Source organism: Micromonospora matsumotoense (assembly GCF_050951065.1).
GTDB classification, from domain to species: Bacteria; Actinomycetota; Actinomycetes; order Mycobacteriales; family Micromonosporaceae; genus Micromonospora; species Micromonospora matsumotoensis.
Map to the genome: position 1 here is coordinate 6,058,229 of NZ_CP192025.1, position 16,393 is coordinate 6,074,621.

The following is a 16,393-nucleotide window of genomic DNA, read 5'->3' on the forward strand; positions in this document are numbered from 1 at the left end:
GCCGGCCCGGCACCACCGGCGGCCCGGCCCACCGGGGCGGAACCGGTCGTCGGCCGGTGACCGACCCCCGTGCGTCGGTCACCGGCCGACGATGTCGGTCGGGTGTGTCACTCCCCGGTCGCGGCCACCCGGTCGAGCGTGTGGTCGCGGGCCTCGGCGTACCGCTGCCGGATGGCGGGGACGGGCTCCGCCGCGTACTCCTCGGTGTCCTTCAGCGCCCAGGTGGGCGGTGCCGCCCCACCCAGGGCGACCCAGGCGGCCTGGCGGGCCGCGCCGTCGGCGACGTACTCCCCGGGTGGGGGCACCACCACCGGACGACCGAAGACCTGCGGCGCGATCCGGCGCACCGCCGCCGAGCGGGCCCCGCCGCCGACCAGGATCACCCGCCCGACCGTCGCGCCCTGGGCCACCAGCGCGTCGAGGCCGTCGGCCAGCGCGCAGAGCATCCCCTCCACCGCCGCCCGGGCCAGGTGGGCCGGGGTGGCGGTGCGCAGGGTGAGACCGTGCACCGAGCCGGTGGCGGTGGGGCGGTCCGGAGTCCGCTCCCCCTCCAGGTACGGCACCATGACCAGGCCGTCCGCCCCGGGCGGGGCGCTCAACGCCAACTCGGACAGCTCGTCGAGGTCGACGCCGAGCAGCGCCGCCGCCGAGTCGAGCACCCGGGCCGCGTTGAGCGTGCAGACCAGCGGCAGGAACCGGCCGGTGGCGTCGGCGAAGCCGGCCACCGCGCCACCGGCGTCGGCGGCCGGGCTGTCCGCCACCGCGAAGACCGTGCCGGAGGTGCCGATCGAGACGACCACGTCGCCCGGGCCGGCCCCGACCCCCAGCGCGGCGGCGGCGTTGTCCCCGGTGCCGGGGCCGAGCAGGATGTCCCCGCCCGGCACCGGCGGGCCCGCAGCGCCGTCGGGTCGGCCGGCACCGACCGACCGTCGCCCAGCACCGTCGGGTCCAGCACCCCCGCCTGCGCGGCCGGGCCGAGTACCGTGGGCACCTCGACGACCCGGCCGAACGCCCGTTCCAGCAGGTCAGGGCGGTACTGCCCGGTCGACGGCGACCAGTAGCCGGTGCCACTGGCGTCGCCCCGGTCGGTGCGTAGCGCCGCCAGGCCGGGGGCACCCGCCAACCGCCAGGTCAGCCAGTCGTGCGGCAGGCAGACGGCGGCGACCCTGGCGGCCTGCGCCGGCTCGTGCCGGGCCAGCCAGCGCAGCTTGGTGGCGGTGAAGCTGGCCACCGGGACCAGACCGACCGCGTCGGCCCAGAACCGGCGGCCGGTCTCCCCGCCGCCGGCCTCGGTGATCAGGTCCCGGGCGGCGTCGGCCGACCGGGTGTCGTTCCACAGCAGCGCCGGCCGGACCACCTCACCCGACCCGTCCAGGCAGACCATCCCGTGCTGCTGGCCGGCGACCGACACGGCCGCCACGTCGGCCAGCCCGCCGGCCGCCTCGACGGCGGCCAGCAGGGCATCCCACCAGGCCCGTGGGTCGACCTCGGTGCCGTCCGGGTGCGGCGCGCGGCCCTGACGGACCAGCGCGCCGGTCTCCGCGTCCCGGATCACCACCTTGCAGGACTGGGTGGACGAGTCCACCCCGGCGACGAGCGGCATGTCGGGCCGCCTCAGCGCGCGCCGAGCAGGTGCTCGACGGCGAGCTGGTTGAGCCGTACGAAGCCGAAGCCCTTCGCGGCCGTCGCGTCCACGTCGAACTCCTCGAACGCGGACCGGTCGGCGAGCAGGTCGGCGTAGCCCTCGCCCGCGCTCAGCGTCGGGCTGGCCAGCTCGTCGACCTTGCTGGCGGCGAGCGCCTCCACCACCTCCGGGTCGGCCCGGAACGCCGCCGCCCGCTCCTTGAGCAGCAGGTAGGTCGCCATGTTGGCCTCGGCCGACGCCCACACCCCGGCGATGTCCTCGGTGCGGGAGGGCTTGTAGTCGAAGTGGCGCGGGCCGTCGTACGCCGGGCCACCGTTGGGGCCGCCGTTCTCCAGCAGGTCGACCAGGGCGAACGCGTTCATCAGGTCGCCGTGGCCGAAGACCAGGTCCTGGTCGTACTTGATGCCCCGCTGACCGTTGAGGTCGAGGTGGAACAGCTTGCCCTGCCAGAGCGCCTGGGCGATGCCGTGGGCGTAGTTGAGGCCGGCCATCTGCTCGTGCCCGACCTCCGGGTTGAGGCCGACCATCTCGGGCCGGGCCAGCTCGGAGATGAACGCCAGCGCGTGCCCGACGGTGGGGAGCAGGATGTCGCCGCGCGGCTCGTTCGGCTTGGGCTCGATGGCGAACCGCAGGTCGTAGCCCTGGTCGACGACGTACTGGCAGAGCACGTCGACGGCCTCGCGGTAGCGGTCCAGCGCGGCCCGGATGTCCTTGGCCACGTCGTACTCGGAGCCCTCCCGGCCGCCCCACATCACGAAGGTCTTGGCACCCAGGTCGGCGGCGAGGTCGACGTTGCGCAGCACCTTGCGCAGCGCGTAGCGCCGGACGTCGCGGTCGTTGCTGGTGAAACCGCCGTCCTTGAACACCGGGTGGGTGAAGAGGTTGGTGGTGACCATCGGCACGACCAGCCCGGTCTCGTCCAGCGCCTTGCGGAACCGGGCGAGCTGGGCCTCCCGGGCGGCGTTGTCCGCGCCGAACGGGATCAGGTCGTCGTCGTGGAAGGTGATGCCGTACGCGCCCAACTCGGCGAGCCGGTGTACGGCCTCGACGGCGTCCAGCTCAGGGCGGGTGGCGTCGCCGAACGGGTCACGGGCCTGCCAGCCCACCGTCCAGAGCCCGAAGGAGAACTTGTCGGCAGGGGTGGGACGGGGTGCCATGGCAGACCTCCGGAAGCGATGATGGTGGTGGCGGTGGGTGTGTTACCCGCAATTTGTTCAGTGGTTGAATTAAATGGCCGTGCTGTGGCACTGTCAAGAGGTGACCGAGACCCGGACCGTCGGCGCGGTCCGCCAGGGAAGCCTGCGCGAACTCAACCTCGCCGTGGTGCTGCGGCGGATCGCCAGCACCACCCGGCCGCCCTCCCGGGCCGAGATCGCCGCCGACACCGGCCTGACCCGGGCCACCGTGTCGGCGGTCGTCGACGACCTGATCGCCGGCCGGCTGGTCACCGAGGCCGATCCCGCGCCCCGCACCGGCGCCGGCCGGCCCGCCCGGGGGCTGCTGCTCGGCGACACCGGCCCGGCCGGGCTCGGCCTGGAGGTCAACGTCGACTATCTCGCAGCCTGCGTGGTCGACCTCACCGGCGCCGTCCGGCACCACGAGGTACGCCGGATCGACCTGCGCCCCCTCTCCCCCGCCGACGCGCTCACCGGCCTGGTCGACCTGGCCGGCCGGGCCCGTGCCGCCGCCGACGACGCCGGGCTCACCCTCGCCGGGGCGGCCCTGGCCGTGCCCGGCCTGGTCGACGCCCGTGGGCTGGTCCGGCTCGCCCCCAACCTCGGCTGGCGGGACGTGGACGTGCCGGGCCTGCTCGCCGGCCACCCCGCCCTGACCGACCCGGTCGACGGGGTGCCGCCCCTGGTGGTGGAGAACGAGGCGAACCTCGCCGCGCTGGGCGAACTGCACGCCCGCCCCGGCGGCCCGGAGAGCTTCCTGCACGTCTCCGGCGAGATCGGCATCGGTGCCGGGATCGTGCTCGACGGGGCGCTGTTCCGGGGCTCCCGGGGTTGGAGCGGCGAACTCGGTCACGTACCGGTCGATCCGGGTGGTCCCACCTGCCGCTGCGGCGCCCGGGGCTGCCTGGAGACGTACGCCGGGCAGGAGGCCGTGCTGGCGGCGGCCGGGCTGGCCGGGGCGGACCTGCCGGCCGACACCGCCGCCCGCCGACTGGCCGACCTGGCCGGGTCCGGCGATCCGGCCGCACTCGCCGCGCTGCGGGCCGCCGGCACCGCCCTCGGGGTCGCCGTCGCCGGGGTGGTGAACCTGCTCGACCTGGACACCGTCGTGCTCGGCGGCGGATACGCGATCCTCGCGCAGTGGCTGTGCCCGCCGGTGCTGGCCGAACTCGACGACCGGGTGCTCACCAGCGGCTGGTCCCCGGTGACGGTCCGTCCGGCGGCGCTCGGGGCCGAATCCGCCGCCGTCGGCGGGGCCGGTTCGGTGGTCCGCCGGATCATCGCCCGTCCGTCCGGCTGGCTGTCCCGCCCGCAGTGACCCACGGTTGCTGGCTGGCCGATCGCCGACCCGCCTCGGTACGCTTTCCCTGAGGCAAGGATTTTCTACCGAGGAGAGCACTCCCAGCATGCGCAGAGGTCGACAGGCCGACGCGCCCGGCGACCGGCGGTGACGACGACCCACCGGGACGGGCACGTCGGCCCGGTGAGCGGGGGTGGAGAGGCGTCCCGCGCGCCCGCCCACCCGTCGTCGGGCGAGTCGTTGCCGGCCGACCCGCAGTTGGCCCGGGAGTTGCTCGACGGTCTCGCCGAGGCGGTGGTCACCACCGATCGCACCGGCCGGGTCACCCTGGCCAACGCGATGGCCGGGCAACTCCTGCCGGAGCTGACCCCCGGCACCGACCTGACCGCACACACCGTGCCGGCGCTGGCCCGCGCGGTCGCCGAGGGCACCGGGACGTTCGACGCCGAGCATCACGGCCGCCGGCTGCGGGGCGTCTGCCGTCCCCTCGCCGCCGGCGGCTGCGCCTGGTATGTCCGGGACGTCACCGACGAACAGACCCGCACCGACGCCCTGCTCGCCGAGCGCTCCCGCACCGCGTTCCTGGCCCGGGCGGGCAGCCGGCTCGGCCTGTCCCTGCACCGCGAGCAGACCCTGCGGGCCACCGTCACCCTGCCGGTGCCCTACCTGGCCGACGTCGCGCTGGTCGTGCACCGGCCACCGCAGCCCGGCGAGCACCTCCCACACTGGCTCCGGTACGCCGACGGCGAATCCGGCCCGGTCGGCGGGGTCGGCAGCTGGCAGCTCGCCGGCTCGGTCCCCGGGCTCACCGAGGCGCTGCACGGCGAGTCCACCGACCCCAGCCCGTGGCTCGACGCCGAGCTGGCCGGCCTGGCCGGCATGCTGCCGGAGACCTTCGGCCGCCCCGGCATCGTGCTGATCAGCCCGATGCTCAGCGCGGGCGGGCCGGCCGGCGCGTTGATCCTGGTCCGGCGGCACGGGCGGGCCGGCTTCGACCCGCGCGACATCGAACTGGCCCGGGAGTTCGCCGCCCGTGCCGGGTCCGCGATCGCCGCCGCCGACCTGTACGGCGAGCAGGCCCACCTGGCCCGGGTCCTCCAGCACAGCCTGCTTCCCCCGGCGTTGCCCCCGGTACCCGGTGTCACCCTCGCCGGCGGTTACCGCGCCGCAGGGGACAGCCTGCGCATCGGCGGCGACTTCTACGAGGTCTTCCCCACCGCCACCGGGTCCCTGTTCGCCCTCGGCGACGTCTGCGGCAAGGGGGTCGGCGCGGCCGTGCTCACCGGCCGGGTACGCCAGTCGTTGCAGACCCTGCGGCTGGTCGAGCAGCGCCCCCGGGAACTCGTCGAACTGCTCAACCGGGCGCTGTTCGACTCCCCCGACGCCGCCGGGCGCAGCCAGTTCACCACCCTGCTGCTGGGCACCACCGGGCCGGGGACCGACGGCGGGGTACGGGTCCGGATCGCCGGCGGCGGGCACCCGTCCCCCCTGGTGGTACGCGCCGACGGGAGCATCGTCGCGGTGCGGGTGGGCGGGATGCCGATCGGGGCGTTCGCCTCGGCGACCTTCGTCGAGGTGGAGGTCCGGCTCGCGCCGGGCGAGCTGCTGCTGGCGTACACCGACGGGGTGACCGAGGCGCGCGGTGCCTCGGCGGCCGTCGAGATGTTCGGCGAGCACCGACTGCGGCAGGCGCTCGCCTCGGTGGCCGGGCTGCCACCGGCCGCCGTGATCGACCGGCTGCTCCAACTCGTCGACGAGTGGCTGGACGGCGAGAGCCACGACGACCTCGCGATGCTGGCCGTCTGCGCGGCGGGCCCCGGGTGACCCGACCGGCCCCGGACGATCCCGCCCGGGAGGAACCGGACCGGGCGGTCGGCGAGGAACCGGACGGTCCGCGCCGACCGGCTGGCGGGTCCCGGTCAGGCCGAGCGGACCGCCGGCGGACCGTCCGGGGCCGTCCGGGGCCGGACGGGTGGGGGCGGCGCCGACCGGAACTCGACCGCCGGCCGGGTCTCCCCCTCCCGGGCCCGGGCCACCCGGTCGAACTCCACGAGACCGCGCAGCAACGCCTGCCGACCCTCGCCGCTCATCCCGGCCAGCACGTCGGCGAGCCGCTGCCGGCGGTCCCGGCGCAGCTCAGCGAGGAGGCGGGCTGACTCCGGGGTCAGGTGCAGGGCGATCTCCCGCCGGTCCGACCGGCCCGGCTCCCGCTCCAGCATGCCGGCGGCGACCAACCGGTCGCAGAGCCGACTCGCCGAGGAGAGCAGCATGTTCAGCAGGGCGGCGAGCCGGCGCAGATTGATTCCGTCGTACCGTTCGACCACCATGACGGCGCGTAACTGCGCGCTGGACAGCCGGCTGGTGGTGTTCTCCCGGGCTGCCTCCCACAGAGACAGCAGGGCCGCCGTCGCACCGTCCAGCTCGGCGGCCATACTCACATCTGGTCCGCGAGGACCGCTTTCCTCGGCCATGGTGGGCCCGAGAATACCCCCCGTACCAGGGAATCTGCGCTCTCAGGAGGCGTGATGACGAGCGGACCCGAGGCCCGGGCCCGGCAGGTGCTGACCGAAGCGCCGGCGGACCTGCTGCTGGACCGGCTCGCCGGGGAGCTGGTGCGGGCCTACCGGATCACCGACGTGGAGCTGTTCCAGGTCGACTACCGGTTGTCGGTGCTGCTGCCGCTGGGTGCCGGGGAGCCGTTGACGGGCCCCGGGCACCCGGCCTGGCGCTGCTTCGACCATCAGCAGCCGGTGCTCGCCGAAGGCGTCGGCTGGTTCCCCGTCGGGATGCGGGGCGAGCGGCGCGGGGTGCTGCGGTTGGCTCCGGTGCCCGACGACCGGGCCACCGTCGAGGAGCTGACCCGCATCGGCACCGCCCTGGGGCACGAGTTGGCCGCCGTCACCGCCGGCACCGACGTCTACCGGGCCTCCCGCCGGGCCCGCCGGCTCACCCTGGCCGCCGAGATGCAGTGGGAGCTGCTGCCGGGGCGCAGCCGGGACCGGCCCTCGTTCCGCCTCGCCGGCCAGCTCGAACCGGCGTACGCGGTGCGTGGGGACAGTTTCGACTGGTCCGACGACGGCGACCGGCTGTGGCTGTCGACCATCAACGGGACGGGTGAGGGGGTGGCCGCCTCGATGCTCACCGCGCTGGCCACCCACGCGCTGCGCAACGCCCGCCGGGGCGGGCTGGACCTCGCCGACCAGGCCGCCCTCGCCGACCAGGCGATCTATGCCCTGCACCGGGGCGAGCAGCACCTCTCCGCCCTGGTGATGGAGCTGGACCTGGCCTCCGGCGTGCTGACCGTGGTGGACGCCGGGTCACCCCGGTTGATGCGGCTGCGCGACGGCGAGGTCACCGAGCAGGTACTGGACAAGCAGTTCCCGTTGGGCATGTTCGAGGGCACCGACTACCAGCACCAGCGCTTCGAGTTACGCCGCGACGACCGGCTCTTCGTCCTCAGCGACGGCGTGCTCGACGCGACCGACCAGCACGTCCGGTACGGGGAGACGGCGCTGGACCGCTTCCTGCGGCGTACCGGGCCGATGACGCCCCTGGACGCGGTCCGTTCGCTCATCGGCGACCTGCGCGCCTTCGTCGCCGGTGACCTGATCGACGACGCGGTGGTCGTCTGCCTGGACTGGACCGGCCCGCAGCCCTGAACCGGGGGCCCGGAGCCGGTCCGGGGCCCCGGCGGGGACGGTCCGGGGTGCAGGTGCGGGGCGAGGGCCCGGGGTCAGTAGGCCCCGCGCCCGCGCAGCACCGCGCCGAAGGTCTTCCACAGGATGGTCAGATCGGCGGCCAGCGACCAGTTCTCCACGTAGTAGAGGTCCAGCCGGATGCCGTCCTCCCAGCTCAGGTCGGACCGGCCACTGACCTGCCAGAGGCCGGTCATACCCGGCTTGACCAGCAGGCGACGGGCCACGTCGCCGTCGTAGCGGGCCACCTCGGAGGGCAGCGGTGGGCGGGGACCGACCAGGCTCATCTGGCCGAACAGCACGTTGACCAGTTGGGGCAGTTCGTCGAGCGACCACTTGCGCAGCAGCCGGCCGATCCGGGTGACCCTCGGGTCGTCCCGCATCTTGAACATCAGCCCGTTGGTCTCGTTGCGGGCGGCCAGCTCGGCGAGGAGGGCGTCGGCGTTGACCACCATGGTGCGGAACTTCAGCACCCCGAACTCCTGGCCGCCCTGCCCGACCCGGGTCTGCCGGAACAGCACCGGGCCCCGGCTGTCCAGCTTGACGGCCAGCGCGATCAGCGCCACCAGCGGCAGGAGCAGCAGCAGTGCCACCGCCGCGGCCGACCGGTCGACGAGCTCCTTGACCAGCTTGCGGGCCCCCCGGAACTCGGGTGCCTCGACGTGGATCAGCGGCAGCCCGGCCACCGGCCGGGTGTGGATGCGCGGGCCGGCCACGTCGGTGAGCGCCGGGGCGACGACCAGGTCGATTCCGGTGCCCTCCAACTGCCAGCCCAGCCGGCGCAGCCGGGTCGCGGTCAACTCCCCCGACGCGGTGACCGCCACGGTGTCCGCGCCGATCGCCCCGGCCGCCTCCGGGATGCCCCGCAGGGAGCCCACCACGGGCACGTCGCTGAGCCGCTGCGGCACCGGGGCGAGCAGCGCGTCGGGGATGCACGCGCCGACCACGTGATAGCCGGCGTACGGCTCCCGGCGCAGGGTGTGCACCAACTCCAGCACGTGCGCGGTGTCCCCGACGACGAGGACCCGACGGGACCAGCCGTCGCCCCGGCAGCGGGCCCGGTGCAGCGCCTTGCGGGCGGCGAACCGGGTGACCACCAGCCCCACCGTGCCGACGGCGAAGGAGATGCCGAGAAAACCCCGGGAGACCCCGACGTCGAAGATGTAACCGGCGATCGCGACCCCGCCGGCCAGGCGCAGGCTGGCCCCGCTGACCCGCCGGTACTCGTCCGCCCCGTAGCCGAGCACCCGGTCGTCGTAGCAGCGCAGCGCCTTGAGCGAGACCAGCCAGACCAGCACCAGGGCCGGCGCCACCACCACGTACGGGATCTCGGAGCCGCGCGGCACCGCGTCGCCGAAGCGGGTGGCGTAGCCGGCGAGGACCGCCAGCGACAGCACGGCGGTGTCCAGCACCACGAGGGTGCGGACGTAGCCCCGCTGGTTGGTCTTGGATCGAGTACCCGCCGACCGGCCATCGGGCGCCGACGACGGGGTACGGACGGGCGTGGACAGCGTCGCCGAGGTCACCCAACCTCCCCCACATCACACTGGTCGGCTCCGAGCCCGATGCTCACCTCTGGAGAGGCGAGCCGGTCGGAGCGCTCCCGACATCCTGCCCCACAATGATGCTCACCTATTGCTTCGGACGCATTACTGTCAGCTTTCCTTCGCCGCCGGGGCGGAGAAATCCCACCACCGCACCGATTCTCACCGGATGCAGTGGCTTATGTGCACTGTGCGAGGGCTCAACGCGGGGCATTCGGGCGCAACGCGATGGCCTTCAGGAAGATGTCACCGATCTTGGAGGGGTCCTCGGTGACGAACGCGCCACCCCCCGTGACGTTGGTGATCGACTGGAGTTCGGTCTTGGAGACCTCGCTGCCGATGCCGATGACGACCACCTGCACCGGACGCTCCGGGTCGTTGAGCTGCTTGAGCCGGTTGATCAGCGCGCTCTGGGAAATGCCGTTCTTGTCCTCGTTCTTACCGTCGGTGAAGAGCACCACCGAGTTGACCCGGCCGGGTTCCCAACCGTCCTGGACCGTCTTGTACGCCGCCAGCATGGTGTCGTACAGGCCGGTGTCGCCGCTGGACGGGCGGATGCCGGCGAGCCCCTGCTCCAGCTTGCCCCGGTTGCCGGAGAGCGGGTTGATCGGCTCGATCTCCCGCCAGTCCCGGGAACCGACCAGCTCGGTGGAGAACGTCCACAGCCCGATCGACCAGGAGTCGTCGAAGAGGTTCAGGCCCCGGCTGGCCGCCGCCACGGTCACCTGTTCCCGGCTGGCGTTGTTGGCCGACGGGACGGGGGCCTTCATCGAGCCGGAGACGTCGATGACGCAGAGCATCCGTCCCGACTGGGTGGCGATCGACCAGCCGGAGACCGCACGGTCTATGGCCACCGGGTCCAGGCCACCCGCGGCGGTCCCACCGGCCGGCGGCACCGCCGTGCCACCACCGGCCGGGCTCGGCGCGCCCTGCGGCGCCTTGAAGCCGTCACCCCAGTTGCCGTCCGGGGCACGCAGCGACTGGACGGCCAGCCGGTTCTTGAAGCCCTGCGTGGTGAGCAGTTCGAAGAGCACCTTCGCGGCCGACGCCTTGGTCTGGTCGATCCCGGGGAGCACCGCGTACGGGTAGTCCAGCGGCATCGGCGACGGCTCCAGGTAGAGCGCGGCCAGCGGAATCGGCGGCTTGGTGTTGTTGTACGCGATGACGTCTTCCTCGGAGAGCGCGGCAGCCCCGAGCGCGCTGGCGATGGACGTCGGGTCGTTGGAGCGCGGGAACCGGGCCAGCAGGTCCTGCCGCAGCGCCGAGCGACCGGTGGCCAGTGCCCGCAGGGCGGCCGTGGTCGCCTGCTGGGCGTCGCCGCCCCCACCGCTGGCCGCCGCGGTCAGGGAGAGCAGGCCGGAGAGCCCGGCGGCGTCCTGGGTCGGCTCCACGATGCCGGCCCGCAAGGGCTTGTCGCTGCGCACGGCGCGCAGCATGTCGTTCCAGGTGAGCTTCTTGTCCGGCCAGCCGAACTTGGTGGCGGCCACCGGCTGCGGCATGGCCACCACGACCGGGCTGCGGGCGATCGAGGCGCCGTTGCCGGGCGCGAACGCGGTGGCGCCCCCGCTCTTGAGGCGCAACAGCCAGGTCGACGAGTCCGGGATCCAGACGTCGGGGGTGACCGCGGTGCCGCTCGCCTGCCCCACCCCGGCGAGGCTGGCCCCGTGCTTGCTGGCCACCGCGGCGGCCACCTCCACCGGCTCGGAGGCGGTGACGTTCACCTTGATGCAGGTGCCACCGACCGCCGCGCCGTCGGCCACCCACTGGGTCGCCGCCGCCTCGACGGCCGGCGCGACCTCGGGCGCGGCGGCCACGCCGAGTTGGATCTCCCCTGAGCAGGACGAGCCGGCCAGCTGCTGGTAACCGACCCAGGAGCCGCCGACCACGACGACGAGCGCGGTCGCCGCTGCGGCGGCGCCCGCTCCACGGATACTTGAACGCATGCGATGGCGGCCTGACACGCTGACCATCTTGCGTATCTCGTGCGCTTACTGCCACAACCGTTCGGACGAAAGTTACGCAGGAGAAACAGTTGATCACTATTTTCGCACTCTGCGTAATCGGGTCGTCTCGTGACGTGGCGCTGGTCCACCCTGGATAACCGGGGTTTCGTCAGGGCAGCACGCAGGTCGGGCTGGGGGTGGGCACCGGCTCGCCCACCGGCGACGGCACGCCCGAGTCGGGGTCGACCCAAAACACCCGAATCATGTCGGCCCGCTCGTCGGCCACATAGAGGTGCCGCCCACTCAACGCGAAGTGCCGGGGCCACTCCCCACCGGTGTCCACCTCCTCGACCAGCCGGGGCAGGTCCCCGTCGAGGGCGAAGACCGCCACCGTGCCCACCCCGCGATTGCCCACGTAGAGGAACCGGCCGTCCGGCCCGACGGTGATCTCCGACGGTTGGACGTGGCCGGCCCGCGCGCTGGCGTCCACCCGACCCCGCTGGTGCAGGACCCCCTCGGCGGTCACCTCGTAGGCGGTCACCGTCGCGTCCAGCTCGCCGGCGAGCCAGCAGCGCCGCCCGTCGGGGTGCCGGGCCAGATGCCGGGGACCGGTGCCGGGGACCGTCCGCACCCGGGGGGCGCGCGGCGTCAGCCGGCCCGACGCGGCGTCCAGGTCGTACCGGTAGATCGAGTCGGTGCCCAGGTCGACGGCGAGCAGCGGGCCGGCGCCCGGATCGGGTGACACCATGTGACAGTGCGCCTGCTCCTGACGCTCCGGGTCCGGGCCGTGCCCCTGGTGGACCACCAGGTCGGTACGCTCCCCGGGCACCCCCCGCTCGTCCAGCGGCAGGACGGCGACGCTGCCCCCGCCGTAGTTGGCGACGAAGAGGTGCCCGCCGTCGGGGGCGATTGCCAGGTGTGCCGGCTCGGCACCCCCGGTCGACCACACCCCCAGCGGGGCCAGCCCGCCGTCCGGGGCGACATCGAAGGCGCTGATCTGCCCCTCGGGCAACTCGTTGACCGCATAGAGCACCGGTCGGGAGGGGTGGCGGACGAGGAAGGACGGCGCCGGGGTCGCCGCGACCGTGCCGAGCAGGGTCAACTGCCCCGACTCCGGGTCACGCCGGGCGGCGACGATGCCCTCCCCGCGCCCACCCGTCTGTGCCGTGTAACCGCCGATGTGGACGATCGTGCCCGTCACCGAACCACCCTCCGCCGAATCCTGCCGTCGATCTCCAGGCTTCCCGGAATCACCGGCTGTCACCCCTGATTTCCCGGTTTTCCTCACCCCGACGCGGGTGACCCGGGTGCCAGGTCGACCACCATGTGGTCGCCGGGCCGACCGGGCCGGTCAGCCCACCGGCACCGGTTCCCCCCGCTGCCGGGCCACGTGCTCGACCAGCGAGATCAGCACCAGCTTGCCGGACTGCCGGTCCCGCGCGTCACAGAGCACCACGGGCACCTCCGGCTCGATGTCCAGCGCCTGCCGCACCGCGTCGGCACCGAACCGACGGGTGTCCTCGAAGCAGTTGACCCCCACCACGAACGGGATGCCGCGCTGCTCGAAGTAGTCGATCGACGGGAAGCAGTCGGGCAGTCGGCGGGTGTCGGCCAGCACCACCGCGCCGAGCGCGCCGAAGGCCAGCTCGTCCCAGAGGAACCAGAACCGGTCCTGCCCGGGGGTGCCGAACAGATAGACCTGGAGATCGTCGGTGATGGTGATCCGACCGAAGTCCATCGCCACCGTGGTGGTCGACTTGCCCTCCACCCCGGAGAGGTCGTCGGTGCCGACGCCGGCGTCGGTCAACACCTCCTCGGTCTGCAACGGCCGGACCTCACTGAGCGCGCTCACCAGCGTCGTCTTGCCGGCACCGAAACCGCCGGCAATGAGGATCTTGAGGGCCAGGGGCAACCGGGCCGGTGAGGGGTCGCGCTCAGAGCGCACGTAGTCCACTGACCACCGCCTTGAGAATGTCGTTGTCGGGAAGGCCGGCGGCGGCCGGCGGTTCGTGCACGGTGACCAGCCCACGGGCGAGCAGGTCACCGAGGAGGACCTGGACCACCCCGAGGGCGAGATCCAGGTCGGCGGCGAGATCCACGATCGCCACCGGTTGCCGGGCGTACTCCACCAACCGACGGTGCTCGGGTTGGAGCCCCGGCTGGCCGTACGGGTCGACGCCCGCCGCAGCCAACACGAAGGCCACCAGGTCGAAGCCACCGACGGCGGGCCGCACCCGACCGCCGGTGAGGGTGTACGGACGCACGACCGGCCCGGCCGCGCCGTCCAACCACTCGTGCTGGTGACCCGGCTGCTCAGCCCGCATCGGCGATCCCCGCCGCCGCCCGGGCCGGCGCGGTCAGGTTCTCGCCGACCCGGACGACCAGCATCGCCATCTCGTACGCCACCAGCCCGATGTCCGCGTCCGCTGCGCAGGCCACCGCCAGACAGGCGCCCTGCCCGGCGGCGGTCACGAAGAGGTAGGCGTCCTCCATCTCCACCACGGTCTGCCGGACGCCACCGGCGGCCAGTTGCCGGCTGGCACCCTTCGCCAGGCTGGAGAAGCCCGATGCCAGCGCGCAGAGGTGCTCGGCGTCGGAGCGGTCCAGCTCGGCGGAGGCGCCGAGCAACAGGCCGTCGGCGGAGAGGATCACCGCCTGCCGGGCCGCCGGCACCCGCTCCACCAGCTCGTCGAGCAACCAGCCGAGATCGGCGTTCTGCCTTGTCGTGTGCACCACTAGGCGTCCCTCTCAGTCGCGGTCGAATCGGGCGTCGCCGCCGGGCCGGCCGACGACGGTGGCGCACCGACACCGTCGGGCCGTCCCGGCTCGTCGCCGACGGTCGGGGCGGGGCGGGCCGGCGACACCGGGTGGACACCGCTGCTGTCCAGGCGTCCCCGGGCGGTACCGGCCTGGAGAGCCGACATCTGCCGGCGTACCTCCTCGGGCGAGCGTGCGGCGGGCGCGTCCTGGCCGGCCGGGGGGTGCGGGTGGGCGACCGGCCCCCGGCGGCGGACCCGGCGGGGCAGGCCGTCGCCGTCGGAGGCAGCCTCCACCGACGAGGTACGGGCCGGAGCGAACGGCGGCACCGTCTGTTCCGGCCGTTCCCGGGTGGTCCGGACGGTCCGCGGTCGGGGCAGGGTGGTCAGCCGGGACACCGACGCCGCCGGACGGTCCCGGGCCGGCGGCGCGATCGGCGGTTCCTCGGTGATCAGGTCGGCGGGGACGCGCACCAGCGCGGTGAGCCCGACCGGGGTTCCGGCCCGCAGGACGACCCGGACGTCGTGCCGGGCGGCCAGCCGGGACACCACGAACAGGCCGAGTCGGGCACTGTCGGCCGGATCGAATTCCGGCGGGGTCGCCAGCCTGCGGTTGGCGTCCTCGATCGCCTGGGGGGACATCCCGAGCCCGTGGTCGGTGATCTCGACGAGGTAGCCGTCGACGACCGGCGTCCCGGTCACCTCGACCCGTCGCTCGGGCGGGGAGAACGCGGTGGCGTTCTCGATCAGCTCGGCGAGCAGGTGGATGACGTCGGCGACGGCCCGACCGAGCAGGCCGGCCGACCCGACCCGGCCGATGTCCACCCGGTCGTACGCCTCGACCTCGGAGATCGCGCCGCGCAGCACGTCCAGCAGGGCGACCGGCTGTCGCCAGCCCCGCCCCGGTGCCGCCCCGGCCAGAATGACCAGGTCCTCGGCGTGCCGGCGCAGCCGGGTCGCCAGGTGGTCGACGCGGAACAGCTCGGCCAGCTCGTCCGGGTCCTCGGCGCGGCGCTCCATCCGGTCGAGCACGGCGAGTTGCCGGTGCACCAACCCCTGGCTGCGCCGGGCGAGGTTGAGGAAGACCTCGTTCAACCCCCGCCGCAGCGTCACCTCGTCGATCGCCGACCGGACCGCCACCCTGCTGACCTCGGTGAACGCCCGGCCGACGTCGCCGATCTCGTCTGCGCCGTAGGACAGCGGTGGAGCCTCCCGGGCCACGTCGACCGGCTCGCCCCGGCGCAACCGGGCGACCACGTCGGGCAGCCGGTGCTCGGCCAGCTCCAGCGCGGCGCTGCGTACGGCGGACAACCGGCGGGCCAGCGTCCGGCCGACCCGGACGGCGACCAGCAGCGACGCCACGATCGCCACGAGCCCCAGCACCCCGGCCACACCGAGCCGGACCAGGATCTTGACGGCGACCGGCACGGAACGTTCGGCCAGCCCGTCGGCCTGGCGCAGTTCGAAGTCGCGTAGCTCCTGCTGGACCGCTTCCTGACTGGCCTGCCAGGTCCGGGCGTCGACCGGCGGGACGGCGGCCGGCCCGGCGGTCAGCAGCTGCTCCTGCATGGTGCGCAGCCGGACGAACGCCTCCCCCTCCATCAGCCGCTGGTAGGCGGCCCGGTCGGCGGCCGGCAGGTCCGCCACGGACGACTCGGCGACGAACCGCTCGTTGGCGATGGTCTGCACCAGGCGTAAGTGCTCGTCCTCGGTGAACCGGCCGGTGACGAACGCACCGGCCAGCACCGCGTCGGTCTGGCCGAGCAGCTCGCGGGAACGACCGAGCGCGGTCAGGGCGAGTGCCTGCCGGTTCAGCTCCGCGTCGGGCAGCGCCGCCGTCGCGGCGAACGCCTGGAACGCCGAGGAGATCATGCCGCTGTAGAGCCCGATCGCGCCGGCCCGGTCGACCTGCCGCCGGTCGATGAACCCCCGACCGGCCGGCAGCGCCTCCAGGGCGGCGCCGAGCGCGTCCAGCCGGGCGTCGAGCAGGTCGCCGGCGGCATCCCGCAGTTGCTGCCCGGCCATCAACCGCCGCAGTTCGACGATCGCCTCGTCGGTGCGTCGCCGCTGTACGGCCAGGGCGGGCAGGGTCTCGGTGCCGGCCAGATGGATCACCGAGGCCCGACGCTCCCGTTGCAGCTCGGCCACCACCCGTTCGCCGGGCCGACCGAAGTCCGACAGCAGGGTCCGGGCGGCGAGCAGGTCGAGAGCCGGCCCGAAGGTCAGCGTCGTGGCGAAGATCCAGAGCGCCAGCAGGGCGGCCACGGGGGTGACGACCAGGGCGGTCAGCTTGGCGCGGATCGGCCAGTCGCGGGTGTCCATGAGTCCTCGCCCG

The 16,393-nt window shown here is 74.0% G+C and carries 12 protein-coding genes and 1 pseudogene; 3 read left to right on the forward strand and 10 right to left on the reverse strand.

Translation table 11 applies throughout. The features are described from left to right. Positions 1-107: 107 nt before the first annotated feature. Together xylB and xylA are read right to left on the reverse strand one after the other, a co-directional pair. Positions 108-1,603, reverse strand: a pseudogene (gene xylB / locus ACQP1S_RS25745) (xylulokinase). Between the two features lie 11 nt (positions 1,604-1,614). Beyond that, positions 1,615-2,802 (reverse strand): xylose isomerase, encoded by a 1,188-nt coding sequence (gene xylA / locus ACQP1S_RS25750; protein ID WP_091250381.1) that lies wholly within the window; start codon positions 2,800-2,802, stop codon positions 1,615-1,617. Between the two features lie 73 nt (positions 2,803-2,875). Here xylA and ACQP1S_RS25755 point away from each other — a divergent pair, with 73 nt between their 5' ends. Then, complete coding sequence (locus tag ACQP1S_RS25755) at positions 2,876-4,138, forward strand: ROK family protein (protein WP_432900125.1); 1,263 nt, start codon at positions 2,876-2,878, stop codon at positions 4,136-4,138. A gap of 129 nt (positions 4,139-4,267) precedes the next feature. Further along, a complete protein-coding gene (locus ACQP1S_RS25760) occupies positions 4,268-5,944 on the forward strand; it encodes a SpoIIE family protein phosphatase (RefSeq protein ID WP_432900127.1) in 1,677 nt (558 codons plus the stop codon). 95 nt (positions 5,945-6,039) lie between these two features. On the opposite strand, the gene ACQP1S_RS25765 is transcribed toward ACQP1S_RS25760, so the two are convergent. Further along, on the reverse strand, positions 6,040-6,552 hold the full coding sequence (locus ACQP1S_RS25765; protein ID WP_432900129.1) for a MarR family winged helix-turn-helix transcriptional regulator: 513 nt from the start codon (positions 6,550-6,552) through the stop codon (positions 6,040-6,042). Between the two features lie 93 nt (positions 6,553-6,645). Here ACQP1S_RS25765 and ACQP1S_RS25770 point away from each other — a divergent pair, with 93 nt between their 5' ends. After that, the gene (locus ACQP1S_RS25770) at positions 6,646-7,779 is read left to right on the forward strand and encodes a PP2C family protein-serine/threonine phosphatase (RefSeq protein ID WP_432900131.1); all 1,134 of its coding nucleotides are present in this window, start codon (positions 6,646-6,648) and stop codon (positions 7,777-7,779) included. Between the two features lie 74 nt (positions 7,780-7,853). On the opposite strand, the gene ACQP1S_RS25775 is transcribed toward ACQP1S_RS25770, so the two are convergent. The 7 genes from ACQP1S_RS25775 to ACQP1S_RS25805 form a co-directional block, all read right to left on the reverse strand. Beyond that, positions 7,854-9,341: a sugar transferase gene (locus ACQP1S_RS25775; RefSeq protein WP_432900133.1), complete on the reverse strand. Its 1,488-nt coding sequence runs from the start codon at positions 9,339-9,341 to the stop codon at positions 7,854-7,856. 218 nt (positions 9,342-9,559) lie between these two features. Beyond that, complete coding sequence (locus tag ACQP1S_RS25780; protein ID WP_091250367.1) at positions 9,560-11,302, reverse strand: substrate-binding domain-containing protein; 1,743 nt, start codon at positions 11,300-11,302, stop codon at positions 9,560-9,562. A 169-nt stretch (positions 11,303-11,471) separates the two neighbouring features. Then, a complete protein-coding gene (locus ACQP1S_RS25785) occupies positions 11,472-12,503 on the reverse strand; it encodes a lactonase family protein (protein WP_432900136.1) in 1,032 nt (343 codons plus the stop codon). Between the two features lie 150 nt (positions 12,504-12,653). Beyond that, positions 12,654-13,256 carry a GTP-binding protein gene (locus tag ACQP1S_RS25790; protein ID WP_091250362.1) on the reverse strand — a complete coding sequence of 201 codons (603 nt, stop codon included), beginning with the start codon at positions 13,254-13,256 and terminating at the stop codon, positions 12,654-12,656. Beyond that, the gene (locus ACQP1S_RS25795; RefSeq protein ID WP_091250360.1) at positions 13,237-13,626 is read right to left on the reverse strand and encodes a DUF742 domain-containing protein; all 390 of its coding nucleotides are present in this window, start codon (positions 13,624-13,626) and stop codon (positions 13,237-13,239) included. Before ACQP1S_RS25795 ends, ACQP1S_RS25790 begins: the two co-directional genes overlap by 20 nt. After that, a complete protein-coding gene (locus ACQP1S_RS25800) occupies positions 13,616-14,038 on the reverse strand; it encodes a roadblock/LC7 domain-containing protein (RefSeq protein ID WP_091250357.1) in 423 nt (140 codons plus the stop codon). The genes ACQP1S_RS25795 and ACQP1S_RS25800 overlap by 11 nt, the downstream gene beginning before the upstream one ends. Further along, positions 14,038-16,380 (reverse strand): nitrate- and nitrite sensing domain-containing protein, encoded by a 2,343-nt coding sequence (locus ACQP1S_RS25805; RefSeq protein ID WP_432900141.1) that lies wholly within the window; start codon positions 16,378-16,380, stop codon positions 14,038-14,040. The genes ACQP1S_RS25800 and ACQP1S_RS25805 overlap by 1 nt, the downstream gene beginning before the upstream one ends. Positions 16,381-16,393 lie beyond the last annotated feature (13 nt).

Coding starts and splice junctions, on each gene's coding strand:
- ACQP1S_RS25780 (WP_091250367.1), bottom strand. CDS start 11,302: ATGCGTTCAAGTATCCGTGGAGCGGGCGCCGCCGCAGCGGCGACCGCG.
- ACQP1S_RS25770 (WP_432900131.1), top strand. CDS start 6,646: ATGACGAGCGGACCCGAGGCCCGGGCCCGGCAGGTGCTGACCGAAGCG.
- ACQP1S_RS25755 (WP_432900125.1), top strand. CDS start 2,876: ATGGCCGTGCTGTGGCACTGTCAAGAGGTGACCGAGACCCGGACCGTC.
- ACQP1S_RS25765 (WP_432900129.1), bottom strand. CDS start 6,552: ATGGCCGCCGAGCTGGACGGTGCGACGGCGGCCCTGCTGTCTCTGTGG.
- xylA (WP_091250381.1), bottom strand. CDS start 2,802: ATGGCACCCCGTCCCACCCCTGCCGACAAGTTCTCCTTCGGGCTCTGG.
- ACQP1S_RS25795 (WP_091250360.1), bottom strand. CDS start 13,626: ATGCGGGCTGAGCAGCCGGGTCACCAGCACGAGTGGTTGGACGGCGCG.
- ACQP1S_RS25805 (WP_432900141.1), bottom strand. CDS start 16,380: ATGGACACCCGCGACTGGCCGATCCGCGCCAAGCTGACCGCCCTGGTC.